This is a genomic window from Pseudomonas sp. G5(2012), assembly GCF_000408945.1.
Classification (GTDB): domain Bacteria; phylum Pseudomonadota; class Gammaproteobacteria; order Pseudomonadales; family Pseudomonadaceae; genus Aquipseudomonas; species Aquipseudomonas umsongensis.
In genome coordinates, this window is sequence record NZ_APIO01000001.1 from 237,029 (window position 1) to 257,313 (window position 20,285).

Genomic DNA, 20,285 nt, shown 5'->3' on the forward strand with positions numbered 1-20,285 from the left:
GGGGTGCCGATGATCATGCTTGCACAATTGCTGCAGATGCCAACCACCTGCGAAGATCGAAGCCCGGTTGACTCGCCTCATCAAGGTCGGGGCTGAGGCCACGAAGCAATAGCTTGCGCGCCGCCATATGATCCGCCGGGCGGTTGACAGACTCTACCCCGACCAGCCGAGCGCCACGGTAGCGCAATACGGAAAATCCTTCGTTTCGAGCCTCGCCACACAGCACTTCCAGATCATCGCCCATGGCCACACCCGCCATTTGCAAGCGGCAACCGGCCTGCTCACTCCAGAAAATCGGAACCTGACGATAAGGCTCTTTGCGCCCCATCAGCCGCCCAGCTACATAGCGGCCTTGATCGACTGCGTTCTGCACGGATTCAAGACGCCAGCGCGCACCTTCATCAAAACCATGGGTGTAACAAGCACAATCGCCAATTGCGGAAACCGAGGCGTCTGCTGTTTGCAAAAAGGCGTCGACCAATACACCGTTATCGGTCGCCAGATCGGCCAGAACTGCAAGCTCCGTATTCGCCTGAACGCCAATGGCCACCAACACCAGGTCGGTGGGTAACAGTTGGCCGTCGTCCAGCTCTACGGCGCTGACGCGGCCCTCAAGGTGGTTGACACCTACAACGCGTCGGTTGAAATGGAAACCAATTCCCTGTTGCTGGTGCCGCTCTTGCAGCGCCAGACCCATCTGTTCGCCCAAGGCCCTGGCCATCACTCGATCCGTGGCCTCGACTACCTGGACATCGATGCCCAATTCCCTTATGACCGTAGCGGCTTCCAGGCCGAGGAAACCGGCACCGACGATTACCACCTGACGCGCCCCGGACAGTTGCGCCTGCAGCGCTGTAGCGTCGGTCAAGCTGCGCAGGGACATAACCCCGTCAATGCCTTCAAGGGTGAGGGGCAAGGGGCGATTGCGCGCCCCTGTGGCCAGAATAAGGTGGTCATAGTGCAAGGTAACGCCACCGGCAGTGCTCAATCGTTGCGCTGTACGATCGATGCCTACTACCCGCTCGCCACGCCAGTAGTCGATATGATTGGCCTCAAACCAATGCTCGGTTTCAAGACACACATCGCCGTCGTTCAGGCCACCCGCGAGCCAGGCCTTGGACAGAGGCGGACGCTGGTACGGCAAATGAGGTTCGTCACCGACCAGAGTAATTCGGCCAGCAAAGCCCTCCTCTCGGAGCGAACTGGCCGCCTGAAGCCCTGCCTGACCGCCGCCGATGATGACCACATGCTCAGGCGCTACGTTCATGGCGCATCACCATCAACCTGTTCGGCCCGAATCGCCTTGGAGGGACATTTGCGCACGGCACCAAGCACCTTTTCGTACGAAGCCTGGTCCGGGTATTCCTGCAGCAGCTTGACCACGCCATCCTCGTCGCGCTGATCGAAAACGTCGCTGCTGGATAACACGCAGAGACCAGCACCAACGCAAACGCTTTCATCAATGGTGACACGCAGGATGTAATTGTTTTTAGACATGTCTAACTCTCCTCATTCATGGAAACCACTACAGCGACGCGCTTTACCAAGTTACAGGCAGGGTCTCGAGACCTTGGACGAAATGATCACCCTTGCCCTCGATCTGGTCTTCGGGCACGGCAAACCGCAAAGTAGGGACACGCTCGAACAGCGTGGCAAATACCACCTGCAACTCGACCCTTGCCAATGGCTGTCCGAGGCACTGATGAATGCCGTAGCTGAATGCGACGTGGTGGTCGGCCTTACGTGTTATGTCGAATTTCTGCGGTTGCTCGAAAGCTTCAGGGTCATGGTTGGCTCCTGAGATCAATGCAATGACGCCCTCACCCTTGCGGATCAATTGTCCAGCGACTTCCACATCTTCCAGCGCCACGCGAAAGGCGTTGTAATGGACAATCGTGTGGTACCGCAGCATTTCCTCCACAGCGTTGCGTAGTAGCGACGGGTCATTGCGCAGCAGAGCCAATTGGTCGGGATTGCTCAGGAAGCTGTGCACTCCCAAAGCCATCTGGTTGGCCGTCGTTTCATGACCAGCCATCAACAGCAACTCAGCCATGATCACCAGCTCTCGATGGGTCAGATGGCCTGGCTGGACTTGCTCGACGATCAGGCGACTGATCAGATCTTCCTTGCCCTCAGGGGCTTTGGTGCGCTCAGTAACCAACGCATCCAGATAATTGAGAATGCGTTCGGAGGCGGCCTTGGGAATCGACGGGTCGACATCGAGCAAGACCTTGAGCCGACTTTGCTCCTGGAAAAAGCCATGATCTTTGTTAGGCACATCCAGCAAACCGGCGATCACTTCTGACGTCAGCGGCAGGAACAAGTCTTCCACGAGGTTCGCGGGCGGACCTTTGTGGAGCATTTCATCCAACAATCGATTGAAGATGGATTCGATCTGAGGTCGCATGGCGCTGACCCGTTTGATCATGAATTCCTTGGTGAGCATGCGCCGATGCCGCCCATGGTCAGGCGGGTCCATACGAATGAACGCCGGCTCCAGATCCAGAACTGCATTGCGCGCAGGAGAAAGACTCGGGAAGCCTGGAATGCTCGGATTACCACTGAAACGATTGTCGCCCAACACCGCACGCACATCATCATAACGGGTAAATAACCAGGCACTCGATCCATCCCACATGCGCACTTGCGCCGCGCCTGGCTCTTGTTGAAATTGCTGATATTCCTGCGGCGGTAAAAACGGGCATTGCCTGGGCATGGGAAACAAGGCTTTGCTGAAAGGGCATGCAGACATGCTAGTTCTCCGATCAGTTTGAGTATCGACGCGGGGCCCGCGCATTGGTGCAGCAGGCCCCCAACCAGTTAAAGGCCGCCGTTGACGTCCAAGGTCGCGCCCGTCACGTAGCGGGCATCGTCGCTCACCAGGAAGCCAACCACCGAGGCGATCTCTTCCGGCTCTGCAGCGCGTTGCAAACCGGTGCTTGCGATCAGCTTGTCACGAAGTTCCTTAGGCACTTGTTCGCCCATCGCGGTATTGATGGTGCCTGGCGAGACAGCAGTCACCCGGATACCGTGAGGCCCAAGCGGCTTGGCCAGACTCTTGGTCAGATTAATGATTGCGGCCTTGGATCCACCGTAGTCGGTCACACCGCTGCCGATGGTGCCGACAATGGAAGCCAGGTTGACGATCACCCCGCCGCCACCAGCCAGGATCATGCGTTTTGCGACTTCCTGACTGAGGAAAAATGGCGCCCGGGCGTTTACCCCATAGGTAAAGTCATAGTCACTGGGTGCGATGTCGAAAAACGACTTGCCGTGCCATACGCCGGCATTGTTGACCAGGACGCGAATTGTGCCGTACTCGGTGTCGATCGCCTCAATGGAAGCCTTGATCTGCTCATAGTCGGTCACGTCGCATTTGCGATAGGCGTAACCACCCTTGCCTGCATCGGCAATATCCAGACCCACGACTGTGTAGCCACGTTGTTGCAGATTCTGGCAAATGGCTTGCCCGGTCAGGCCGTTGGATCCTGTAACGACTGCTACTTTATCGGTCATACCTACCTCGTCTCACCGCTAGCTATTGAAATTGTTTTTGAGTGGATCAAAGTGCCCCGCCAGTGGCTTGGGCCTGTTGCCAGATTCAGGGCAAACGGATGTCAGGTCCAATAGGATTTAGAGAGGCTCTGAGAGCGTATTCCTCTTGCTGCCCCCCCCCCCGGAATCGTCAGCGCGCGATGACGACGCCGGCTGCTTCACGGTCCCAGCAGTCAGGGGTGACACCTTCGTTGCGCAGCAGGTATTTTTCGACCCGCTCGCTCGGTGTCTTGGGCAAGTGCTGGCGCACGGCGATATAGCGCGGGATAGCGAAGTAGGCTATGCGCGATTCGCACCATCGAATCAGCTCGACTTCGGTAATAGTGTGATTGTCCTTGAGCACAATGACGGCTTTGACATCGTCTTCGCCCAACTCCGAGGGCACCCCCACCACGCATGATTCGAGCACCGCCGGATGAGCGTTGAGCACCGCTTCCACTTCGAAGGAAGAGATGTTTTCACCACGGCGGCGTAATGCTTGCTTCTTGCGATCCACGTAATAGAAATACTCATCGGCATCGCGAGTTGCCAGATCGCCGGTATGAATCCATAGGTTCTGGAACAGCTCCAGGGTGGCTTCCGGTTTCTTGTAGTAGCCACTCGTGCCCAGGTGCATGCGCTGTGGGCGCACCACTAGCTCGCCAACCTGCCCCACGGCCACTTCGTTGTCGCAATCGTCTACCAGCTTGACGTCGTAACCGCTGATGGCTTTACCGCAGGAGCCGGCTCGTCGATCGTGTATCGGATTGACAAGGCAACTGTTGCATTCGGTCATCCCATAAAGTTCCAGAAGCCGGGTATTGAAACGCTGCTCGAAGGCATGCCACAGGTGTTTGGGCGCGGCTGCTCCGACCATCAGGCGCAAAGGATTATCCGAGTCCTCGGGTCGCGGTTCCTGTTTCATGAGAATCGACAAAATACCGCCAATGTACTTGGCCGAGGTGCACTCCCAGGTACGGCAGTCATCCATCATTCGACTGGCGGAAAACCTCTCGACCAAAACTGCCTTGGCGCCGGTAAGGATGGCCGGCCCGGTAGTGCCATGCGCACTGGTGTGAAAGAAAGGCAGGCCGGTGTACAGCACGTCATCATCGGTGTATTGAGAATACTTGACCGCCTGAGACCAGATTTCATACCAGTAATGATGACTGATCATCACACCCTTGGATTGCCCGGTGGTGCCGGAGGTGTAAGAGATCGTAGCCAAGTCGCGAAAGTCCACTACTACCGCGGGCGCGGTCTCGGCTCGGTCTGCAAGCGCTTTGAAGTCCAGGCTTTCTACGCCCGGCCACGAGCTAAGGACAGCCGTTTGCCCACTCGCGACCATGATGATATGACGCAGTTTGAGCAGTCGCTCAGCGATGGCGTCCAGAGCGGGCAAGTAACTGTCACTGGCGACCAGTGCCACGCAGTCGGCCTGGTCGATCTGGTAAGCCAGACCGGCACCTTTAAGGGCCACGTTAATTGGCACACTGACCGCGCCGATTCGGTTTAGCCCAAACCAACTGATCAGGAACTGCGGACAGTTGGGTAACATCAATGCGACCTTGTCGCCCGATTTGATTCCCAAGGCAATAAAGCCATTGGCCACTCGATTGATCTGCTGGTTGAGCTGCTCGTACGTAATCGCATGGTCCCGAAACTGGAACACTTCGCGATACGGATGTTCACGAGCCTTGTCTTCTATGATTCGGCCCAGTACGCGGTCGCCCTGGGCGTATTCGGGCTGACGAAAACTCGCCCATTGACGAGCCGCGCGCTCGAACTTGTCGTCCCACTGGCCCATGGTTAATTCACTCGCTTTGTTTTGATTGATGGACAAAAAGACTAACGACTTCGACGCTCGCGCAATAGGCCTTCCTGCATTGCAGTAGCCACCAATAGCCCGTCCTGAAAAAGCGAGCCGCAGCCAAGGCCACGGTTGTTCACAGCACTTGGGCCGCTCAGGTCGTAGTAAAACCAGCGGTCTGGTTGTACCGGTGCATGAAACCACATGGCGTGATCAAGACTGGCGGCATGCGCCGAAGGGTCGAGAGCACCTACTCCCCGTGGACGCATCGCGGTGTTCATCAAATCCAGATCGCAGATATACGCCAGCAATGCCTGACACAGCAAAGGGTCGTCGCCACAGGGCTCACGCAACCGGCACCAGATACCGTTGACCGGCTCCCGAGGCCCCGGATTGATCCACGAGCGCCAGTGCTCACTACGCCGCTCGAACAAACTCATCAACAAGGGGGTATGGGAGTTGGAGCCCGTGATCAACGGGAGTTCGTCAGTGTAATATTCGGCCTCTGAAATCATCTCCGAAGCAGGCGCCACACCAGGTATCGGAGCCAGCCGCCGATACTCGCCCTCTATACGATGAAATGAGGCGGCGCCACTGAAGATCGTCCGCTCCCCCTGGCAAGCCAATAGTAAGCGCGTGCTGAAATTGCGGCCCTCGCGTATCGGCTGGACCTTGAAATCAATGCGCTCGTGCACATCGCCGGGTTGCAGAAAATAGCCCTGCATGGAATGCAGACGATGAGCCTCGGGCACTGTTTGCCCCATGGCCATGATTGACTGGCCGAGTATCTGTCCGCCGTACACTCGCTGCGCGCCGCAGGTGGGCGAGTACCCGCTGAACTGCCATTGGTCCTGACGCTCCAGCCTCAGCAGGCGCAGCAAGTCAGTTACTGTAAAGGGCATGCCTTCAATTACCCCGGCATCGAGACAATCAGGCCATGCAACTCCGGAGTGATCTCGATCTGGCAACTCAGTCGGCTATTGCTACGCACCTCGCTCGCGGCGCTGAGCATGTCCTGTTCGAAATCGCAGGCAGGCCCGACGATATCCATCCATTGCGAGTCGACGTACACCTGGCAGGTGGCACAACTACAGGCCCCGCCGCATTCGGCAACGATCCCTTCGACCATGTTATCGATGGCGCCCTGCATCACCGAGCTGCCCAAGGGCACCTCGAATTCGACTGCTTGGCCGTTTGGTTGGATGTATGTGATGACAGGCATGGTGACTACCTTTTGTTGTTTGTTGAGCGGTTAAGCTGCGTCGTCAGAGACCAGCAGCGATTTGAGCGGAACGTTTTCGTCTGCCAACTGTTCAGCGCTGACCTTGATGTTTTCAGTAATCAGGCGTTTGCTGAACATGAATTCCTGGGCGCGATTGACACAGTCGGCTGCAATCAATTTGCCCTCCTTGAGATAGAACGCACAAAAGCTGCGTCCGACTTCACGGTCGCCCCGCACCACCACCTGGTCGTAACCCTGGTTGAGACCGGCGATCTGCAATTTCATGTCGTATTGATCAGACCAGAACCAAGGGAGCGCGGCGTAGGGCTTGTCCTTTCCGCATAGGGCGGCAGCTGCGCTTTTTGCCTGCTCGGTTGCATTGGGTACCGATTCGAGGCGGATGAATCCGTAATAGGGGGATGGGTGCAGGGTGCAGTCGCCAACCGCGACGATATCGGGGTCGGCCGTGCGGGCACAGGAATCCACCAGAATGCCATTGTCGGTGGCTAACCCAGCTTGAGCGGCCAGCTCCACGTTAGGCACCACGCCTACACCGATAATTACAAGGTCAGCTTCAAACTGTCGGCCATCGGCGCACAACACCCGCTCAACCCGGCCATCACCATCAAAACCACTCACAGCAATAGCTGTTTGAATGCTCACCCCTTCTTGCTGATGCACTCGCTGGAAAAACTCCGACACCTGAGGTGCAGTTACTCTGGCGAGAACCCGGTCAGCCATTTCCAGAACCGTGACCTGCATGCCCAGCTGATTCAGTACGGCGGCTGTCTCCAAACCGATGTAGCCGCCACCTACGATTACTGCACGTCCTTGGGGTTTCACCCCCATTCGGATACGGTCGATATCTTCGATGTTGCGCAGATAATGAACCCCGGCAAGTTCGGAGCCGGGCAAGCTGACGGTCCTCACTCGCGTGCCGGTGCAAATGGCCAATTTGGCGTATGCGAGCTGTTCACCACCTACCAACGTCAGTGCCTTGGCCTCGCGGTCAATGGACTCGACGCGCGCTCCCAGACGAAATTCGATGCCATGCCGCCCGTAAGCGTCGGCGGGACGGATAAGTAGTTCATCGACTGTCTTTTCGCCCAGCAAGTAGGCCTTGGACAGCGGCGGACGATGGTAGGGAATGAAAGATTCGTCACCGACCACCAGAATCGGGCCGCCCCAGCCCTCTTGACGCAAACTGGGTGCCAGTTGAGCGGCAGCATGGCTGGCGCCGATGATGATGCAGGGAAGTTGCGACATGACCGATCCTCTTCACCTTTGCGACCAGTCATCTGGCACGCGGCGCTTTTGTTGGTTGGGCTGCACCTGCGCACCCCTTGACATCAATATCCGAATTGGGAGGCGGCAGGTCCAATAGTTTTTGACTCTGTATTGAGAGCGAAGCGCTCTGGCTCGCGCCTTCTGCAGATCTCCCCGAGTCAGGCAGGTTGGCGTAAACCGCGCCAGGCCAGAGTTCCGCCATCTACCGGGAACACTGCGCCGGTCAGGAAAGAGGCCTCATCACTGGCCAGGAAGCACACCAGGTTGGCTACTTCCAGGGCAGTCCCAAGGCGTGGGATCAAGTGGGAGCCAGACATGCGTGCCATGGCGGTCTCGCGATCCGCAAAGCTGGAAACGCTTGCTTCAAACATGGGGGTTGCGATGCCGCCGGGGGCGTAACCGACGCAACGGATCCCGTCTTCCGCCAAGTCCTGCGCAATGGCCTTGGTCAGCATTTTCACCCCACCCTTACTCGCGCTATAGGCCGGCCGCCCTGGGTAGGCGACGGTGCTCGCCACCGACGCACCATTGATAATCACCGGCCCATGGCGAGAAAGGCGCAAGTGCGGCGCGGCGAACTTGGCGGCCAACCAGATAGCTTTCAAGTTGATGTCCATGATCGCATCCCAGGTTTCTTCACTGAGTTCCTCGATGCGCTGAGGTTTGCCGGTAAGACTGGTTTCGGTGACACCCGCGTTGTTGATCAGCACATCGATACCACCGGCCTGGCGCGCTGTATCGTCGATCATCCGGCGAATGTCGGCACTGCTTCTCAGATCGACTTTCGACTCGAGAACTTGTACTCCCATGTCGCGAATTTCACTGGCCACTTCTTCGCAACTCTGAATATCGGCCAACGTGACCCATGTGGCACCGCGGCGTGCCGCCTCAAGAGCAATGGTGCGCCCCATCCCCTGTGACGCTCCCGTGACGATTACAGTTTTTCCGTCGAGTCGACTCATAAAGGCTCCTTGGAGATTGTTTTGTTGAAGATCTCATTGCTCAGGACATAACCGCTAAACCCGCGCCCAGACGGCCCCGTAGCGACATACATCGCACTACAGCATCGCTGCCGGGTCGTGACCAATAGGATTATCAGCTCAACTTAGAGGGCTTAACGATTAGTAAAAATCCACCAGCCCTTTACCCTCAAGCAGCACTCCGCCCCAGACAAACAGAAGACACGCCGAACTCATGGATCTCCAAAGCTCGCGCTACACGGTTATTTTCTTCGCAATGATCATGGCCCTCGCGCCTTTGGCGAGTGCCACCTACATTCCCGCCTTCCCAGCCATTGGGCTAGCACTCAACGCCAGCACGAGCGATGTGCAACTGACCCTCAGCGCCTACATGCTGGGTATGGCCTTGGCGCAACCGGTATATGGGCCGCTGGCCGACCGCTGGGGACGAAAATCGATGATTGTGTTGGGCACCTCGGTATTTGCTATGGCCAGCCTGGGTTGCCTACTCAGCCCCAGCATCGAACTGCTGATTGTCTGCCGCTTCCTCCAGGCCTTTGGCGCCGCCGGCGGATTGGTGTTGTCCCAAGCCATGGTTCGCGACATATTCCAGCCTCTCCAGGCGGCACGGATGCTGGCCTATATCGGCGGTGTGCAAGCGATGGCACCTGCCGTCGGGCCTTTACTGGGTGGAATGATTTTGATGAGCATGGGTTGGCGAGCGATCTTCGCAGTGTTCCTGGTGCTCGCCTCCGTTGTGCTGTTCACTGTGATTACCCAATTGCCGGAAACCCTCGACCCTGCGCGTCGACAGCGAATGTCGCCGACCACCATTCTGCGCAATTATCAAAGCGTACTAAGCAATCGATTTTTTCTCGGACATAGCCTGACGTTGGGATTCATGACCGGCGGCTTCTACAGTTTCATGTCCGCAGCTCCCTTCGTGCTGATTGAGTTACGCGGTATCCCTGCCGGTCATTTTGGTGGTTATTACCTACTGACAATCCTAGGTTTCATTGGCGGCAGCTTTCTCACGGTACGCTTGAGCCATACCCTTTCGAGCCACAGGGCGGTGATATTTGGTGGATTGCTGCTGGCCGGTGGTGGAGTATTGATGATGGGGCTGGAAATGGCAGGAGTCCGTACCACTTGGGGCATCCTTGGACCGCAGGTGATTTTCACCCTGGGCTCCGGAATCATGATGGCGCACCTGATCAGTGGCGCCCTTATGCCCTTCCCCGGCATGGCCGCAACAGCGGCGGCAGCCATGGGGTTCATTCAGATGTCTGCCGGCGCGTTAACCAGTGCTCTGGTCTCAAGAGCCTACGACGGCACCGCACTTCCCATGACCATACTTAGCGCTAATTGTGGTGTTTGCGCGCTACTCGGCTACTTGCTACTGGTGAGCAAGGACGCCGCTGAGGCCTTGCGCGGGCCTCATTGACTCAACGCTTATTAAAGCGCGACCCGCTCAATCGGGAGCTGCGCAACCGAAGAATTGTCGGCATTTGTTGGTGCTTGTGCTGACAGAATCATTCGGGCGCCTTTTTCGCCAATGACCATCGTCGCTGCCGCCGTATTAGCCGAAGTCAGATTGGGCATGATCGACGCATCGATTACACGCAAGCGCGTCACTCCATGCACTCGCAAGGTGTCGTCGACAACACTGCCTGCATCGCTGGCTGGCCCCATGCGCGCGGTCCCCACCGGATGGAACACTGTCGAGCCAGTTTTGCAGACAAAGTCAAACCACTGCTCATCACTGGAAATCTCGCTACCAGGCGCCAGTTCGGACTCGAAATAAGGGCGCATAGCCTGGCTGGCAAGAATTGCCCGGACTTTTTTGCATGCCTCCAATAAAACCTGGCGGTCAAAGGCGTGGGCCAGGTAATTGGGTTGCACTAGCGGCACGTCATGCACGCAGTCGGAAACAGCAGCGACAAAACCGCGACTTAAGGGGCGGTGCTGCCATACCGCACAGGTCATCCCTGCGTATTCATCCAGTTGGCCGTCGCTACCCGTCATATGGCTGGCGGGGGTAAAGATACCCTGGATGTCTGCATCGCCCTGGCTCAGGCCGGACCTCATGAAGTAGTGCACTAATGCAACCGGCAATCCTAACAAACTCGGCTTTTTCAACACCCAGAGAAGCCCTTGCCACAGTAATCCAGGTCCACGGGCTAACTGGTTGATGGACGTGAAATTCTTACCTCGCGCCACGATCTGCACCATGTAGTGGTCTTGCAGATTTTGGCCAACACCCACAAGGTGATGTACGAGTTTCACGCCAATCTTTTCCAGCAAATTCTTGTCGCCGATGCCGGAGACTTGAAGCAGACGCGGAGTGTTGATTGCCCCCGCGCTCAGTATTACCTCTCGTCGGGCCATCAGGGAAAAACACCGCTCATTTCTCTGCAATGTGACCCCAAGGGCTTCTTTACCTTGCATCAATACGCGAGTCGCCAAGGTATCAGTCAGCACATGTAAGTTCTTACGGTGCAACACCGGCTGCAGGAAGGCGGAGGAAGAGCTGACTCGACGTCCGTCCTTGATATTGACCTGAGAAAAGCTCACGCCTTCCTGTCGCTGGCCATTGGTATCCGCATTACGCGCCGTACCGCACTCGACTACACCGTCGATAAATGCGCTGCACAAGGGATCGTCCCAACGCACATCGGTTATAGGAAGCGGGCCTTTCGTGCCGCGCACCAAAGGGTCGCCGCCCTCGCGGTTTTCCAGGTCCATGAACAGGGGCAGCAAATCTTTATATCCCCAACCGGCATTCCCGGCCGCTGCCCACTCATCGAAGTCTTGGGCCTGCCCCCGATTGAAAGCCATCCCATTGATTGAGGTACCACCACCCAAGGTGCGTCCCTGGAGCAAATCGATCGGTCGATCACCGGTCAACGCCGTGGGTTGAGTTTGGAAATTCCAGGTGTAGCGTGGGTTGCCTACCATCTTGATAAAGCCGGCCGGCATCTTGATAAACAGGTTGTTGTCCGGCGGACCGGCCTCAATCAGGCAAACTGTGACAGTCGGGTCTTCGCTCAGTCGATTGGCGACGACGCAACCCGCCGCGCCAGCGCCGACGATAATGTAATCAAATACTGAAACATCTTCATCCAAGGCTTGAGTATCAGGCATGACAACTCCGTGTAATTGAGTGATGAAAGAGCAATACGCATCAGCAATCAAAAAACATGAATGTAGCGAAACTTTAATTCGGTATCGGTCTTGAATCCGTTTTCCACGACAACATCTCGACTGACCCCTAGCAGAACTTGATCTTTGGCAGTAAAAAAAGTACTGACCTCCGCGAATATCGCGGTTGACGATGCACGATCACCCAAGGCTTGACCATCAATATGATTTTCCCCACCCCAGCGATGAGACAAACCACCACCAACCAAATTACTCAGATGCTCACCAAACATATAAGACACCGCAGCATTAACTTGATACATCGGCTCCTGACTCAAGCTGCCGTTATCCGGGCCAGACTTATGGTTATCGGTGAAAAAATTGGCTTCCCCCATCAATTCAATATTGAAACTACCGAGCAACTGCCGCTGATAACCCAACTGCACGGCTGTGTGCCAGCGATTCTCGCCGGTGTTCACTGTTTTATTGTGGTCATAGCTCCCCACCGGAAAAAAAACGAAAGGCGCTGCAACAAAATACTCGCGGTGTTCAGCATCCAGGGTGAAGAAAAAGGGCACGGTGAAGAACGGATCCGACAAGCCAGCGCTGTCGTTTAGTCCCGAAGGACGATTACTTTCGATGTCGGCTGCGATCAAGCCGAATTGTGGATTGGCAACCACGTTTTCGGCGATTCGAACAGGGTAGGTATAACGAACCAAAGTTGAACTTACGCTGTTCCGGGCCTCGCCATTAACTATCTTATTATTCTTGTAGATTTTATGATTATTTGTCTGCACCACATGCCAAGCAAAAATCGGATGGCCTGGCGAAGGTGAAACCCAATCCCCCAGACTGATACCCAACGCATGGGCGTTTAAGCAAGGTAAAAACAAGCTTACTCCAAAACAACTCCCGCACATTGCTTTTCGGACACGACGCGTCGCACTCAACAGGATTTTATACATTCCATTGACTCCAGTCTTTCTTATTATTCTTAAGCTTCAGCGACTAGTTATTTAGCAGACACTTCCATGCACCAAACTGCTCGTAAGCCATAGAAAAGCTTCGAGCAGAGAGGCGGAAAGTTACGAGCCATCTGAAAATATTACAAACAAGCTCTCGCTTACAGACAACTAACTTTTGGCGATGTTGATAATTTTCAATTGAGTTAATTCGGCGATGCCCTCCTGAGCATACTCGGCGCCTACCCCGGACATTTTAGAGCCACCGAACGGTATGCTCGGCCCGACATCACCGTGATTGTTGATCCACACCGTGCCAGCGTCGAGACGCTCAGCCACGGCATAGGCCTGGGCGACATCCTTCGACCACACAGACGCACCAAGCCCGAACTGTGTGTTATTGGCACTGTCGATAGCTTGATCCAGACTTTGGTAGCGGATCACCGGAAGCACTGGGCCGAACTGCTCCTCATCGACCAGTGCCGAGCCTTCGTTAATATCGCGCACGATGGTAGGTCGTACAAAATAACCGGGTAGATCCAAGCGTTGGCCACCGGCGATGATCGTGCCGTCTTGTCTGGCAGATTCGATCAGGCTCAGCACCCGCTCGTATTGTGCCTGGTTCTGAATCGGTCCCAGTTCAGTGCCCTGCTCCAAGCCAGGACCGACCACGCTACGATTGGCGATAGCGGCAAGCTCTCCGCACACGGCGTCGTACAAGGAGGCCGGCACATAAAGCCGCTTAAGCGCTACGCAGATTTGCCCGTTGTTAGAAAATGCAGCTTTGAACAGTTTGGTGGCGACGACCCGAGGATCGCAGTCCTCCAGCACGATAGCGGCATCGTTGCCACCCAACTCCAGGGTCAGCCGCTTGAGTGTGGGCACCACCGAGCCCATCACCTTAAGTCCGGTCTGGGTGGAGCCGGTAAAACCGATCTTGCGAATGTCGGGGTGCGCGGTTAGCAACGGCCCCAGATCATTAAGATCGGCAATCAGGTTGAGCACCCCGGCAGGCACCAGGTCCTTGATCAGCGCTCCCAGGTGCAGTGTGGTCAGGGGCGTACTAGGTGCGGGCTTGAGTACAAGCGTGTTGCCCGCCAGCAGAGTCGGTGCAATTTTTGCCGCCGCCATGAACATCGGAAAATTCCACGGCAGGATTGCGCCGACGACGCCCAAGGGCATTTGATGCTGCTCGACTCGCCGTTGGGGCGAGTCCTCCAATACCTGCACAGGAATATCCAGGTTCGCATAATAACGAAAGATGTAAGCGGCGCCATTGACCTCCCATATGGAGTCGGCCAGCGGTTTGCCCTGTTCACGAGTCAGCAGGTTGGCCAGCGGCTGCGCGTTGTTTTCAATCACATCGGCGATTGCCCCCAGAAGAGACTGACGTGAAGCCAGTGACTCTCGACTCCACCCGTCGAACGCGCGTAAGGCCGCCGCGACAGCCAACTCCAGATGTTCGGGCAAGGCACGCGCGCAGTGCTCAAAAACCTCGCCAGTTGCGGGATCTATAACCCCGATTGATCCCTCACCACAGCTCAGTTGGCCATCAATCAACAGCTCGTAACGCATCTCAAGTCTCCCTGATAAATCCATTTATCCACTGCCAGGCTGGCAGCTTTACTAGCACGGCCACACGATTTTATCGGCCGTCAGCACCTCACTGTCGTGCTGTCCTTTTAATGGTGGAGAACGATAGATAGAGTTAGGCGTCGCGGAAAAATGCAGTGGGTTATTGATGACCTTGAAGCTACCACCCAGTGGATGCTCAAGGGTCTTGAGCAAGTTTTCCACGGTATGCCGGTCGCTGAAGACTTCCGGCCAGGTTTTGACCGGACCATAGATCGCACCCGCCGCCGACAACGCCGCATCCCACTCGGCCAGGGTGCGAGTGGCAAAAATATTAGCAAGAGTACTGTTGACCGCATCACGGTTGGCCAGGCGCGCTGCCTTGTTGGCGAATCTCGGATCGGTCTTCAACTCGCTGGCATCCAGCGCGTCGCAGAGGATGTGCCAGAACTTCTCGTTGATCGTAATGATCATGATGTCGCGGCCATCGCTGGTGCGGTAGGTATTATTCGGCACGATATCCCAGTGCTCGTTACCCATGCGCCCCGGAGTCTTGCCCGTCACGTCGAAATACACGTCTCGCGGGACCAGGCTGAAAATGGTCGCGTCGAGCATCGATAAATCGACTCGTTGGCCTACCCCTGTGGTCTGGCGTGCCTGCAATGCAGTGAGGATTCCGACATTGGCCAGCAAAGCTGTGACCAGGTCAGCAAAAGGGAAACCGGTCTTGATCGGGCCCGACTCCTGGGTCCCGGTAATCTGCATGATTCCCGACATGGCCTGGATAATCATGTCTAGTGCTGGCCGATCACGGTCCGGGCCACTTTGGCCGAAACCGGTGATAGAGCAATACACCAGGCGAGGGTTGATCTTGCTCAACGCCTCATAACCCAGGCCGGCCTTTTCGGCAAAGCCGGGTCGAAAGTTTTCAACGAACACGTCGGCTTCCGCGGCCAGGGCTTGCGCGGCTGCCTGGCCCTCTGCGGTTTTCAGGTCCAGTACGATCCCGCGCTTGTTACGATTGATCGCCAGGAAAAACACCCCGTCGTCGTTGATGGTGGTCTCACCGGACTTGCGAAACGGATCACCATCTGGCTGCTCGACCTTGAGAACGTCGGCACCGGAGTCCGCCAACATCATGGTGGCGAAGGGACCGGTCATCATTTGTGTGAAATCCAACACCTTGAGGCCTTTCAATGCACTCATGAGCCTTACTCCTGTTCTTTCTTGTCGTAGAACGCTTCGCGCTCATGATTGGACGACCGCACACCTTTATCCCGACGCTGCTTCATGAAGTTGAACTCGTCGGCTTCATAACGAACGTTGGTCGCCAGCGCATGTAGGATGTGGCCATAGGCGAATTGACTGGATATACCCAAAGAGTCCATTGCCAGGTTGGTTGCAGCCTTGCCCATGACAATGCCGTCACGAGGAAGACGCACGATGCGTTCGGCCCACTCCTCTCCTGCCTCCTGCAAATCAGCGGCTGCTACAACCTTGTTCACCAAGCCATTGGCCAGACACGTGGGCGCGTCCCAGACCTCTGCAAGCAGTAATAATTCGCGAGCCTTGCGCGGGCCCAAAGCCATCATTTCCCAGGCAGCAAAGTACGCCGCGCCACTCAGGCCGAGTTTTTGCTCCGGGTGACCCATTTTCGCGGTGTCAGCGGCGATCACCAGATCCGAAGCTTCGGCCAGATAAAGCCCACCGCCCAAGCAGTAGCCTTTGACCAATGAAAGCGTCGGCTTGAGGAATTTGAATACACGCTCGAAGCGCTCGATATAACGTTTGTCATGCAGCAAGCGCGCGCGCTGGCTTGGTTTGCGCGGACGACCTTTAGCGTCAAGGGTCGTTTCGCCGTACTCGGTGCCGACTTCGGCCAGGTCGTGCCCGGTGGTGAAGTCATCACCGGCGCCCTGCAACACCACCACCCGTACGTCATCGTCAGCTTCGGCGCGATCATATCCATCCATCAGTTGATCGAGCATGACGTTGGTCATTGCATTTTTTTTATCCGGACGGTTGATGGTGATGTAAGCGCGACCGTCCCGAGCTAGGTAATCAATACTGCCGTTAGCTGCCATGGTTTGTTGTCCTTCTTGTTGCGGCGTTCGATAAGGTCCACGGGCGCAATAGCCCGTGGGCCACTCAATCATCGGCGGCTAGACGTCAGTTGAGATTGACGGCGACGGCCTTGACTTCGGTATAGAGCTTGATCGCGTCAAATCCGCGCTCACGGCCCCAGCCCGACTGTTTGTAGCCGCCGTACGGCAAGGTGGCGTCAGGCGACGACAGCGCGTTGACATTGACGATCCCGGCCTGCAGCCGCCGGGCCATCTTGTGGGCGATGCTGAGGTCGCGGGTCCAGACGCTCGCCGCCAGACCATAAGGCGAGGCGTTGGCGGTGGCACTGATGCGGTCCAGATCATCGTCATTGAACGACATGGCGCAGAGCACCGGGCCGAAGATTTCTTCATCATGGACCGCCATGCCAGGCTTGACTCCGGTAAGTACCGTGGGCTGAACAAAAAAACCCTGCTCGCCAATCCGCTCTCCACCCACCAGCAGGGATGCGCCCTGCTCCTGGCCGCTGCGGATGTATCCAAGTACGCGGTCCAGTTGACGCTGGGATATTACCGGGCCCATTTCAGTGCCCTCATCCATGCCATGGCCAACGCGAATTTCCCGAGCTCGTCGGGCTACCCCATCAAGCACTTCGTCGAAGACCCGTTCATGCACATACAAGCGCGAACCGGCGGCGCATACCTGACCCGCGTGGAAGAAGATCGATGAGCAAACCCCGGCCGCCGCTGCTTGCAGATTGGCATCCGGAAATACGATTACCGGAGACTTGCCGCCGAGCTCTAAAGAGACTTTTTTAAGGTTACCGGTAGCTGCTTGCGCAATCCGCCGGCCAACCTCAGTCGAACCGGTAAACGCCACCTTGTCGATTCCTGGATGAGCCGCAATCGAAGCTCCCACCGGATTGCCGAAGCCGGTCACGATGTTCAGCACGCCAGGCGGGATACCTGCTTCGAGTGCCAACTCGCCAAGGCGCAAGGCGGTCAGCGGCGTCTGTTCGGAAGGCTTCAGCACGATGGTGCAGCCAGCGGCAATTGCCGGAGCAATTTTCCACATGGTCATGTTCAGCGGGAAATTCCACGGAACGATCTGCCCCACTACACCAACCGGTTCAAGCAAGGTGTAGGCATGCCATTCGCCAGGCAACGACACATTGGGAGTTTCCCCACCCATTTTGGTCGTCCAGCCGGCCATGTAGCGAAGCATCTCGACGATCCCGACGACATCTCCATTGCGGCAGAACATCAAGGGTTTGCCGCTATTGATACATTCCAGCTCCGCCAGCTCCTGGGCGTTGGCCTCAATCAGGGTGGCGAAACGCAGCATCATCTGGGTGCGCTGGGCAGGAGTGGTTTTGCGCCATGGACCTTCGAAAGCACGCCGCGCCGCCTCGACTGCACGATCGACATCGGCAGCAGTGCCTTGGGCGGCAGTGGAAATGATATCGCCGGTAGCCGGATCAATAAGCGAGGTGCGAGTCTCGGAGCTGGCCTCGACCCATTGGCCGTCGATCAACAATTGATGCTGACGATTGAGAAAAGCCTTGGCGGCGGTGCCGACTGCGGAATGGCAGTTCATCATGGAATTTCCTTAGTTTTTATTGGAAAAATAACCGTTCACTTGCCCAGCAACTGCCGAGCAATGATCACGTGATGAATCTCGTTGGTACCTTCCAGAATCTGGTTCAGCTTCGCATCACGCATGAAGCGCTCCACCGGGTACTCGGTGGAATAGCCGTAAGAGCCGTGAATTTGCACCGCCTCCAGGGCCGCTTCCATTGCAACATCGGTGACGTAGCACTTGACCATTGAGGACAGCAGAGTCAGGCGACTGGTATCACCACTGTCGATCTCCTGGGTACTGGTGTAGAGCAACGCCCGTGCGGCCTCTATCTTCATCGCCATATCAGCAATCTTGAATTGGATCGCCTGGAAGTCTGCGATGCGCTTTCCAAATTGGCGACGTTCGCGGGCATAGAGGATTGACTCGTCCAATGCCGCTTGGGCTAACCCTAATGAGGACGCCGCGACCGATGGCCTGTTCAGGTCGAGGATTTTCATACAAGCCTTGAAGCCAGTACCTTCCTCACCCAAGAGACAATCGGCATCAATTCGCATGTTCTCAAAGAACACCGAGTATGACGGCGAACCATGCCGGCCCATTTTTACTTCCTTGCGCCCGATGGTCAGGCCTGGGGTCTTGGTATCGACCAGAAACACGCTGATACCGTCGTGACCGCGACCTTCACTGGTACGGGCAAAAAGCAGCATGTAGTCGGCCTGGGCTGCCCAGGTGATCCAGCTTTTCTGCCCGTTAACCACGTAACTGTCACCGTCTCTGCGTGCGGTGGTACGAATGGCCGATACATCCGAGCCTGCGTCTGGCTCAGTGATTGCCACGCAAGACAGCGTACGGCCCAAGGCAGCCAACGGCAGATATCGGTCCTTTTGCGCCTGGGTGCCGAAGTGCAGCAAAGGCAGAATCAAACCAATGGAGTTGTTTGCACAAAGCGTCGACGCCGCCAGGGAAACTTTGCCGATTTCTTCCTTGGCGATACACACCGAGGTCAGGTCGCCACCGGGACCGCCATATTCCTCAGGCACCCACATCTGAAGCAAACCGAGATCCCCAAAGACCTCGACCAGGGATTCGGGAAACTCTCGAGTCTCCTCCATCTCTGCTACCAGCGGCTTCACTTGCTCTTCAGCAACCCGGCGGACCATGTCACGAAGCATTTGTTGTTCTTCGGTGAACTTCACGGTTTATTCCTCTAAAGATTTTCAGAGCCGGGTGACATCAACGAAACCCAAGGCACGCATCACTGGCTCGTCAGTTACCCGGATCATCTGGGCCCAGGCGCAACGGCCTTCAATGGAATAGGCATTCCAGGTTGGGACAACGATCACGTCGCCTCGGTACAGATCTACCTCACCGAGGCCTTCCACGTTCATCCGAACTTCTCCGGCGGTTACTGCATAGATATTGTTTTCGAGGCGTTTTTCGTAGCTCAGGCGTTGCCCTTGCTTGAGACCCACTGCGTGCAAGCCAATAGTGTTCAAAACGCGGGACTCGACAGGAAAGGAACCGTCGGTGCGCAATCGGGCGCTGATATCCGCCCCTTTATTGCGCATTGGAGAATCCGGGGCATGGGCGGTTGGCTCCTCGTTGCGCGAGGGATGGTCCTCGAAAAACATACAATCGAGATTCTGCACCAGCGGTACATCGAGGAAGTCGATCCAGAACGCGGGTTCGTCACCGAAATTGCTGTGCCCATGCCAATGCCATGAAGGGGTCAGCACCACATCGCCTTCCGCCACATCGATTTTCACTCCGTTGACGATAGTGAATGTCTGCCCGCCGGCATCAAGGATCAGGCGCAGCGCATTAGGCGAATGACGATGTGAACGAGCAGTTTCACCTGGCAAGACCAATTGGTAAGCCGCAACGAGATTCTGACAGGTCGGATACAGGTTATCCGGGACAGGGTTGACCATGATCAAGTTGCGCCGCTCTGCCTGTTCCGGCGAGACGAATTCGCAGGCTTGGTCGAGTGCCGCACGGGCATCAGCATACCGCCACACCGCCGGTACAAAACGAGGGCGGGGCTGTGGCCACATCTGAGGTTTTTTCTTGGCCCAGCCAGGCGATAATCCCCTGTCGGCTAACTGTTCGAAATAGCCTTGTGGGGCGGCGCTTGCAGATAACGGTGTCATAGG

Annotated in this window: 18 protein-coding genes; 1 reads left to right on the forward strand and 17 read right to left on the reverse strand. The window is 56.5% G+C overall.

What is annotated here, in order from left to right; translation table 11 throughout:
• Positions 1-13: 13 nt before the first annotated feature.
• From PG5_RS01040 to PG5_RS01080, 9 genes are all read right to left on the reverse strand, one after another.
• Entirely contained in the window at positions 14-1,267 is a 1,254-nt protein-coding gene (locus PG5_RS01040) for an NAD(P)/FAD-dependent oxidoreductase (protein ID WP_020795237.1), read from the reverse strand.
• Entirely contained in the window at positions 1,264-1,497 is a 234-nt protein-coding gene (locus PG5_RS01045; protein WP_020795238.1) for a ferredoxin, read from the reverse strand. The genes PG5_RS01040 and PG5_RS01045 overlap by 4 nt, the downstream gene beginning before the upstream one ends.
• Before the next feature lie 43 nt (positions 1,498-1,540).
• Positions 1,541-2,752, reverse strand: a complete 1,212-nt coding sequence (locus tag PG5_RS01050; protein WP_020795239.1) for a cytochrome P450 — start codon at positions 2,750-2,752, stop codon at positions 1,541-1,543.
• Between the two features lie 68 nt (positions 2,753-2,820).
• Positions 2,821-3,516 carry an SDR family NAD(P)-dependent oxidoreductase gene (locus PG5_RS01055; protein ID WP_020795240.1) on the reverse strand — a complete coding sequence of 232 codons (696 nt, stop codon included), beginning with the start codon at positions 3,514-3,516 and terminating at the stop codon, positions 2,821-2,823.
• A 169-nt stretch (positions 3,517-3,685) separates the two neighbouring features.
• A complete protein-coding gene (locus tag PG5_RS01060) occupies positions 3,686-5,341 on the reverse strand; it encodes an ATP-dependent acyl-CoA ligase (protein WP_020795241.1) in 1,656 nt (551 codons plus the stop codon).
• A gap of 41 nt (positions 5,342-5,382) precedes the next feature.
• The gene (locus PG5_RS01065) at positions 5,383-6,225 is read right to left on the reverse strand and encodes an acyl-CoA thioesterase II (RefSeq protein ID WP_218187880.1); all 843 of its coding nucleotides are present in this window, start codon (positions 6,223-6,225) and stop codon (positions 5,383-5,385) included.
• A 29-nt stretch (positions 6,226-6,254) separates the two neighbouring features.
• Complete coding sequence (locus PG5_RS01070) at positions 6,255-6,566, reverse strand: 2Fe-2S iron-sulfur cluster-binding protein (protein ID WP_020795243.1); 312 nt, start codon at positions 6,564-6,566, stop codon at positions 6,255-6,257.
• Positions 6,567-6,596: 30 nt separating this feature from the next.
• Positions 6,597-7,832 (reverse strand): NAD(P)/FAD-dependent oxidoreductase, encoded by a 1,236-nt coding sequence (locus PG5_RS01075; RefSeq protein WP_020795244.1) that lies wholly within the window; start codon positions 7,830-7,832, stop codon positions 6,597-6,599.
• A 179-nt stretch (positions 7,833-8,011) separates the two neighbouring features.
• Positions 8,012-8,815, reverse strand: coding sequence for an SDR family NAD(P)-dependent oxidoreductase (locus tag PG5_RS01080; RefSeq protein ID WP_042955126.1), 804 nt, complete (start codon positions 8,813-8,815; stop codon positions 8,012-8,014).
• A gap of 232 nt (positions 8,816-9,047) precedes the next feature.
• Between PG5_RS01080 and PG5_RS01085 the strand changes: the two genes are divergently transcribed.
• Positions 9,048-10,256, forward strand: a complete 1,209-nt coding sequence (locus PG5_RS01085; RefSeq protein WP_042955127.1) for a multidrug effflux MFS transporter — start codon at positions 9,048-9,050, stop codon at positions 10,254-10,256.
• Positions 10,257-10,267: 11 nt separating this feature from the next.
• Here PG5_RS01085 and PG5_RS01090 read toward each other — a convergent pair whose 3' ends face one another.
• The 8 genes from PG5_RS01090 to PG5_RS01125 all read right to left on the reverse strand — a co-directional run bounded on the left by PG5_RS01090 (position 10,268) and on the right by PG5_RS01125 (position 20,282).
• Positions 10,268-11,956, reverse strand: coding sequence for a GMC family oxidoreductase (locus PG5_RS01090; protein ID WP_020795247.1), 1,689 nt, complete (start codon positions 11,954-11,956; stop codon positions 10,268-10,270).
• A 47-nt stretch (positions 11,957-12,003) separates the two neighbouring features.
• Complete coding sequence (locus PG5_RS01095; RefSeq protein ID WP_081648121.1) at positions 12,004-12,918, reverse strand: transporter; 915 nt, start codon at positions 12,916-12,918, stop codon at positions 12,004-12,006.
• Positions 12,919-13,086: 168 nt separating this feature from the next.
• The gene (locus PG5_RS01100; RefSeq protein WP_020795249.1) at positions 13,087-14,490 is read right to left on the reverse strand and encodes an aldehyde dehydrogenase family protein; all 1,404 of its coding nucleotides are present in this window, start codon (positions 14,488-14,490) and stop codon (positions 13,087-13,089) included.
• Positions 14,491-14,541: 51 nt separating this feature from the next.
• Positions 14,542-15,693 carry a CaiB/BaiF CoA-transferase family protein gene (locus PG5_RS01105; RefSeq protein WP_020795250.1) on the reverse strand — a complete coding sequence of 384 codons (1,152 nt, stop codon included), beginning with the start codon at positions 15,691-15,693 and terminating at the stop codon, positions 14,542-14,544.
• Positions 15,694-15,698: 5 nt separating this feature from the next.
• On the reverse strand, positions 15,699-16,571 hold the full coding sequence (locus PG5_RS01110; protein ID WP_020795251.1) for an enoyl-CoA hydratase-related protein: 873 nt from the start codon (positions 16,569-16,571) through the stop codon (positions 15,699-15,701).
• An 85-nt stretch (positions 16,572-16,656) separates the two neighbouring features.
• Positions 16,657-18,150, reverse strand: a complete 1,494-nt coding sequence (locus tag PG5_RS01115; protein WP_020795252.1) for an aldehyde dehydrogenase — start codon at positions 18,148-18,150, stop codon at positions 16,657-16,659.
• Between the two features lie 35 nt (positions 18,151-18,185).
• Positions 18,186-19,328 (reverse strand): acyl-CoA dehydrogenase family protein, encoded by a 1,143-nt coding sequence (locus PG5_RS01120; RefSeq protein WP_020795253.1) that lies wholly within the window; start codon positions 19,326-19,328, stop codon positions 18,186-18,188.
• A gap of 21 nt (positions 19,329-19,349) precedes the next feature.
• The gene (locus tag PG5_RS01125) at positions 19,350-20,282 is read right to left on the reverse strand and encodes a cupin domain-containing protein (protein WP_020795254.1); all 933 of its coding nucleotides are present in this window, start codon (positions 20,280-20,282) and stop codon (positions 19,350-19,352) included.
• Positions 20,283-20,285: the final 3 nt, after the last annotated feature.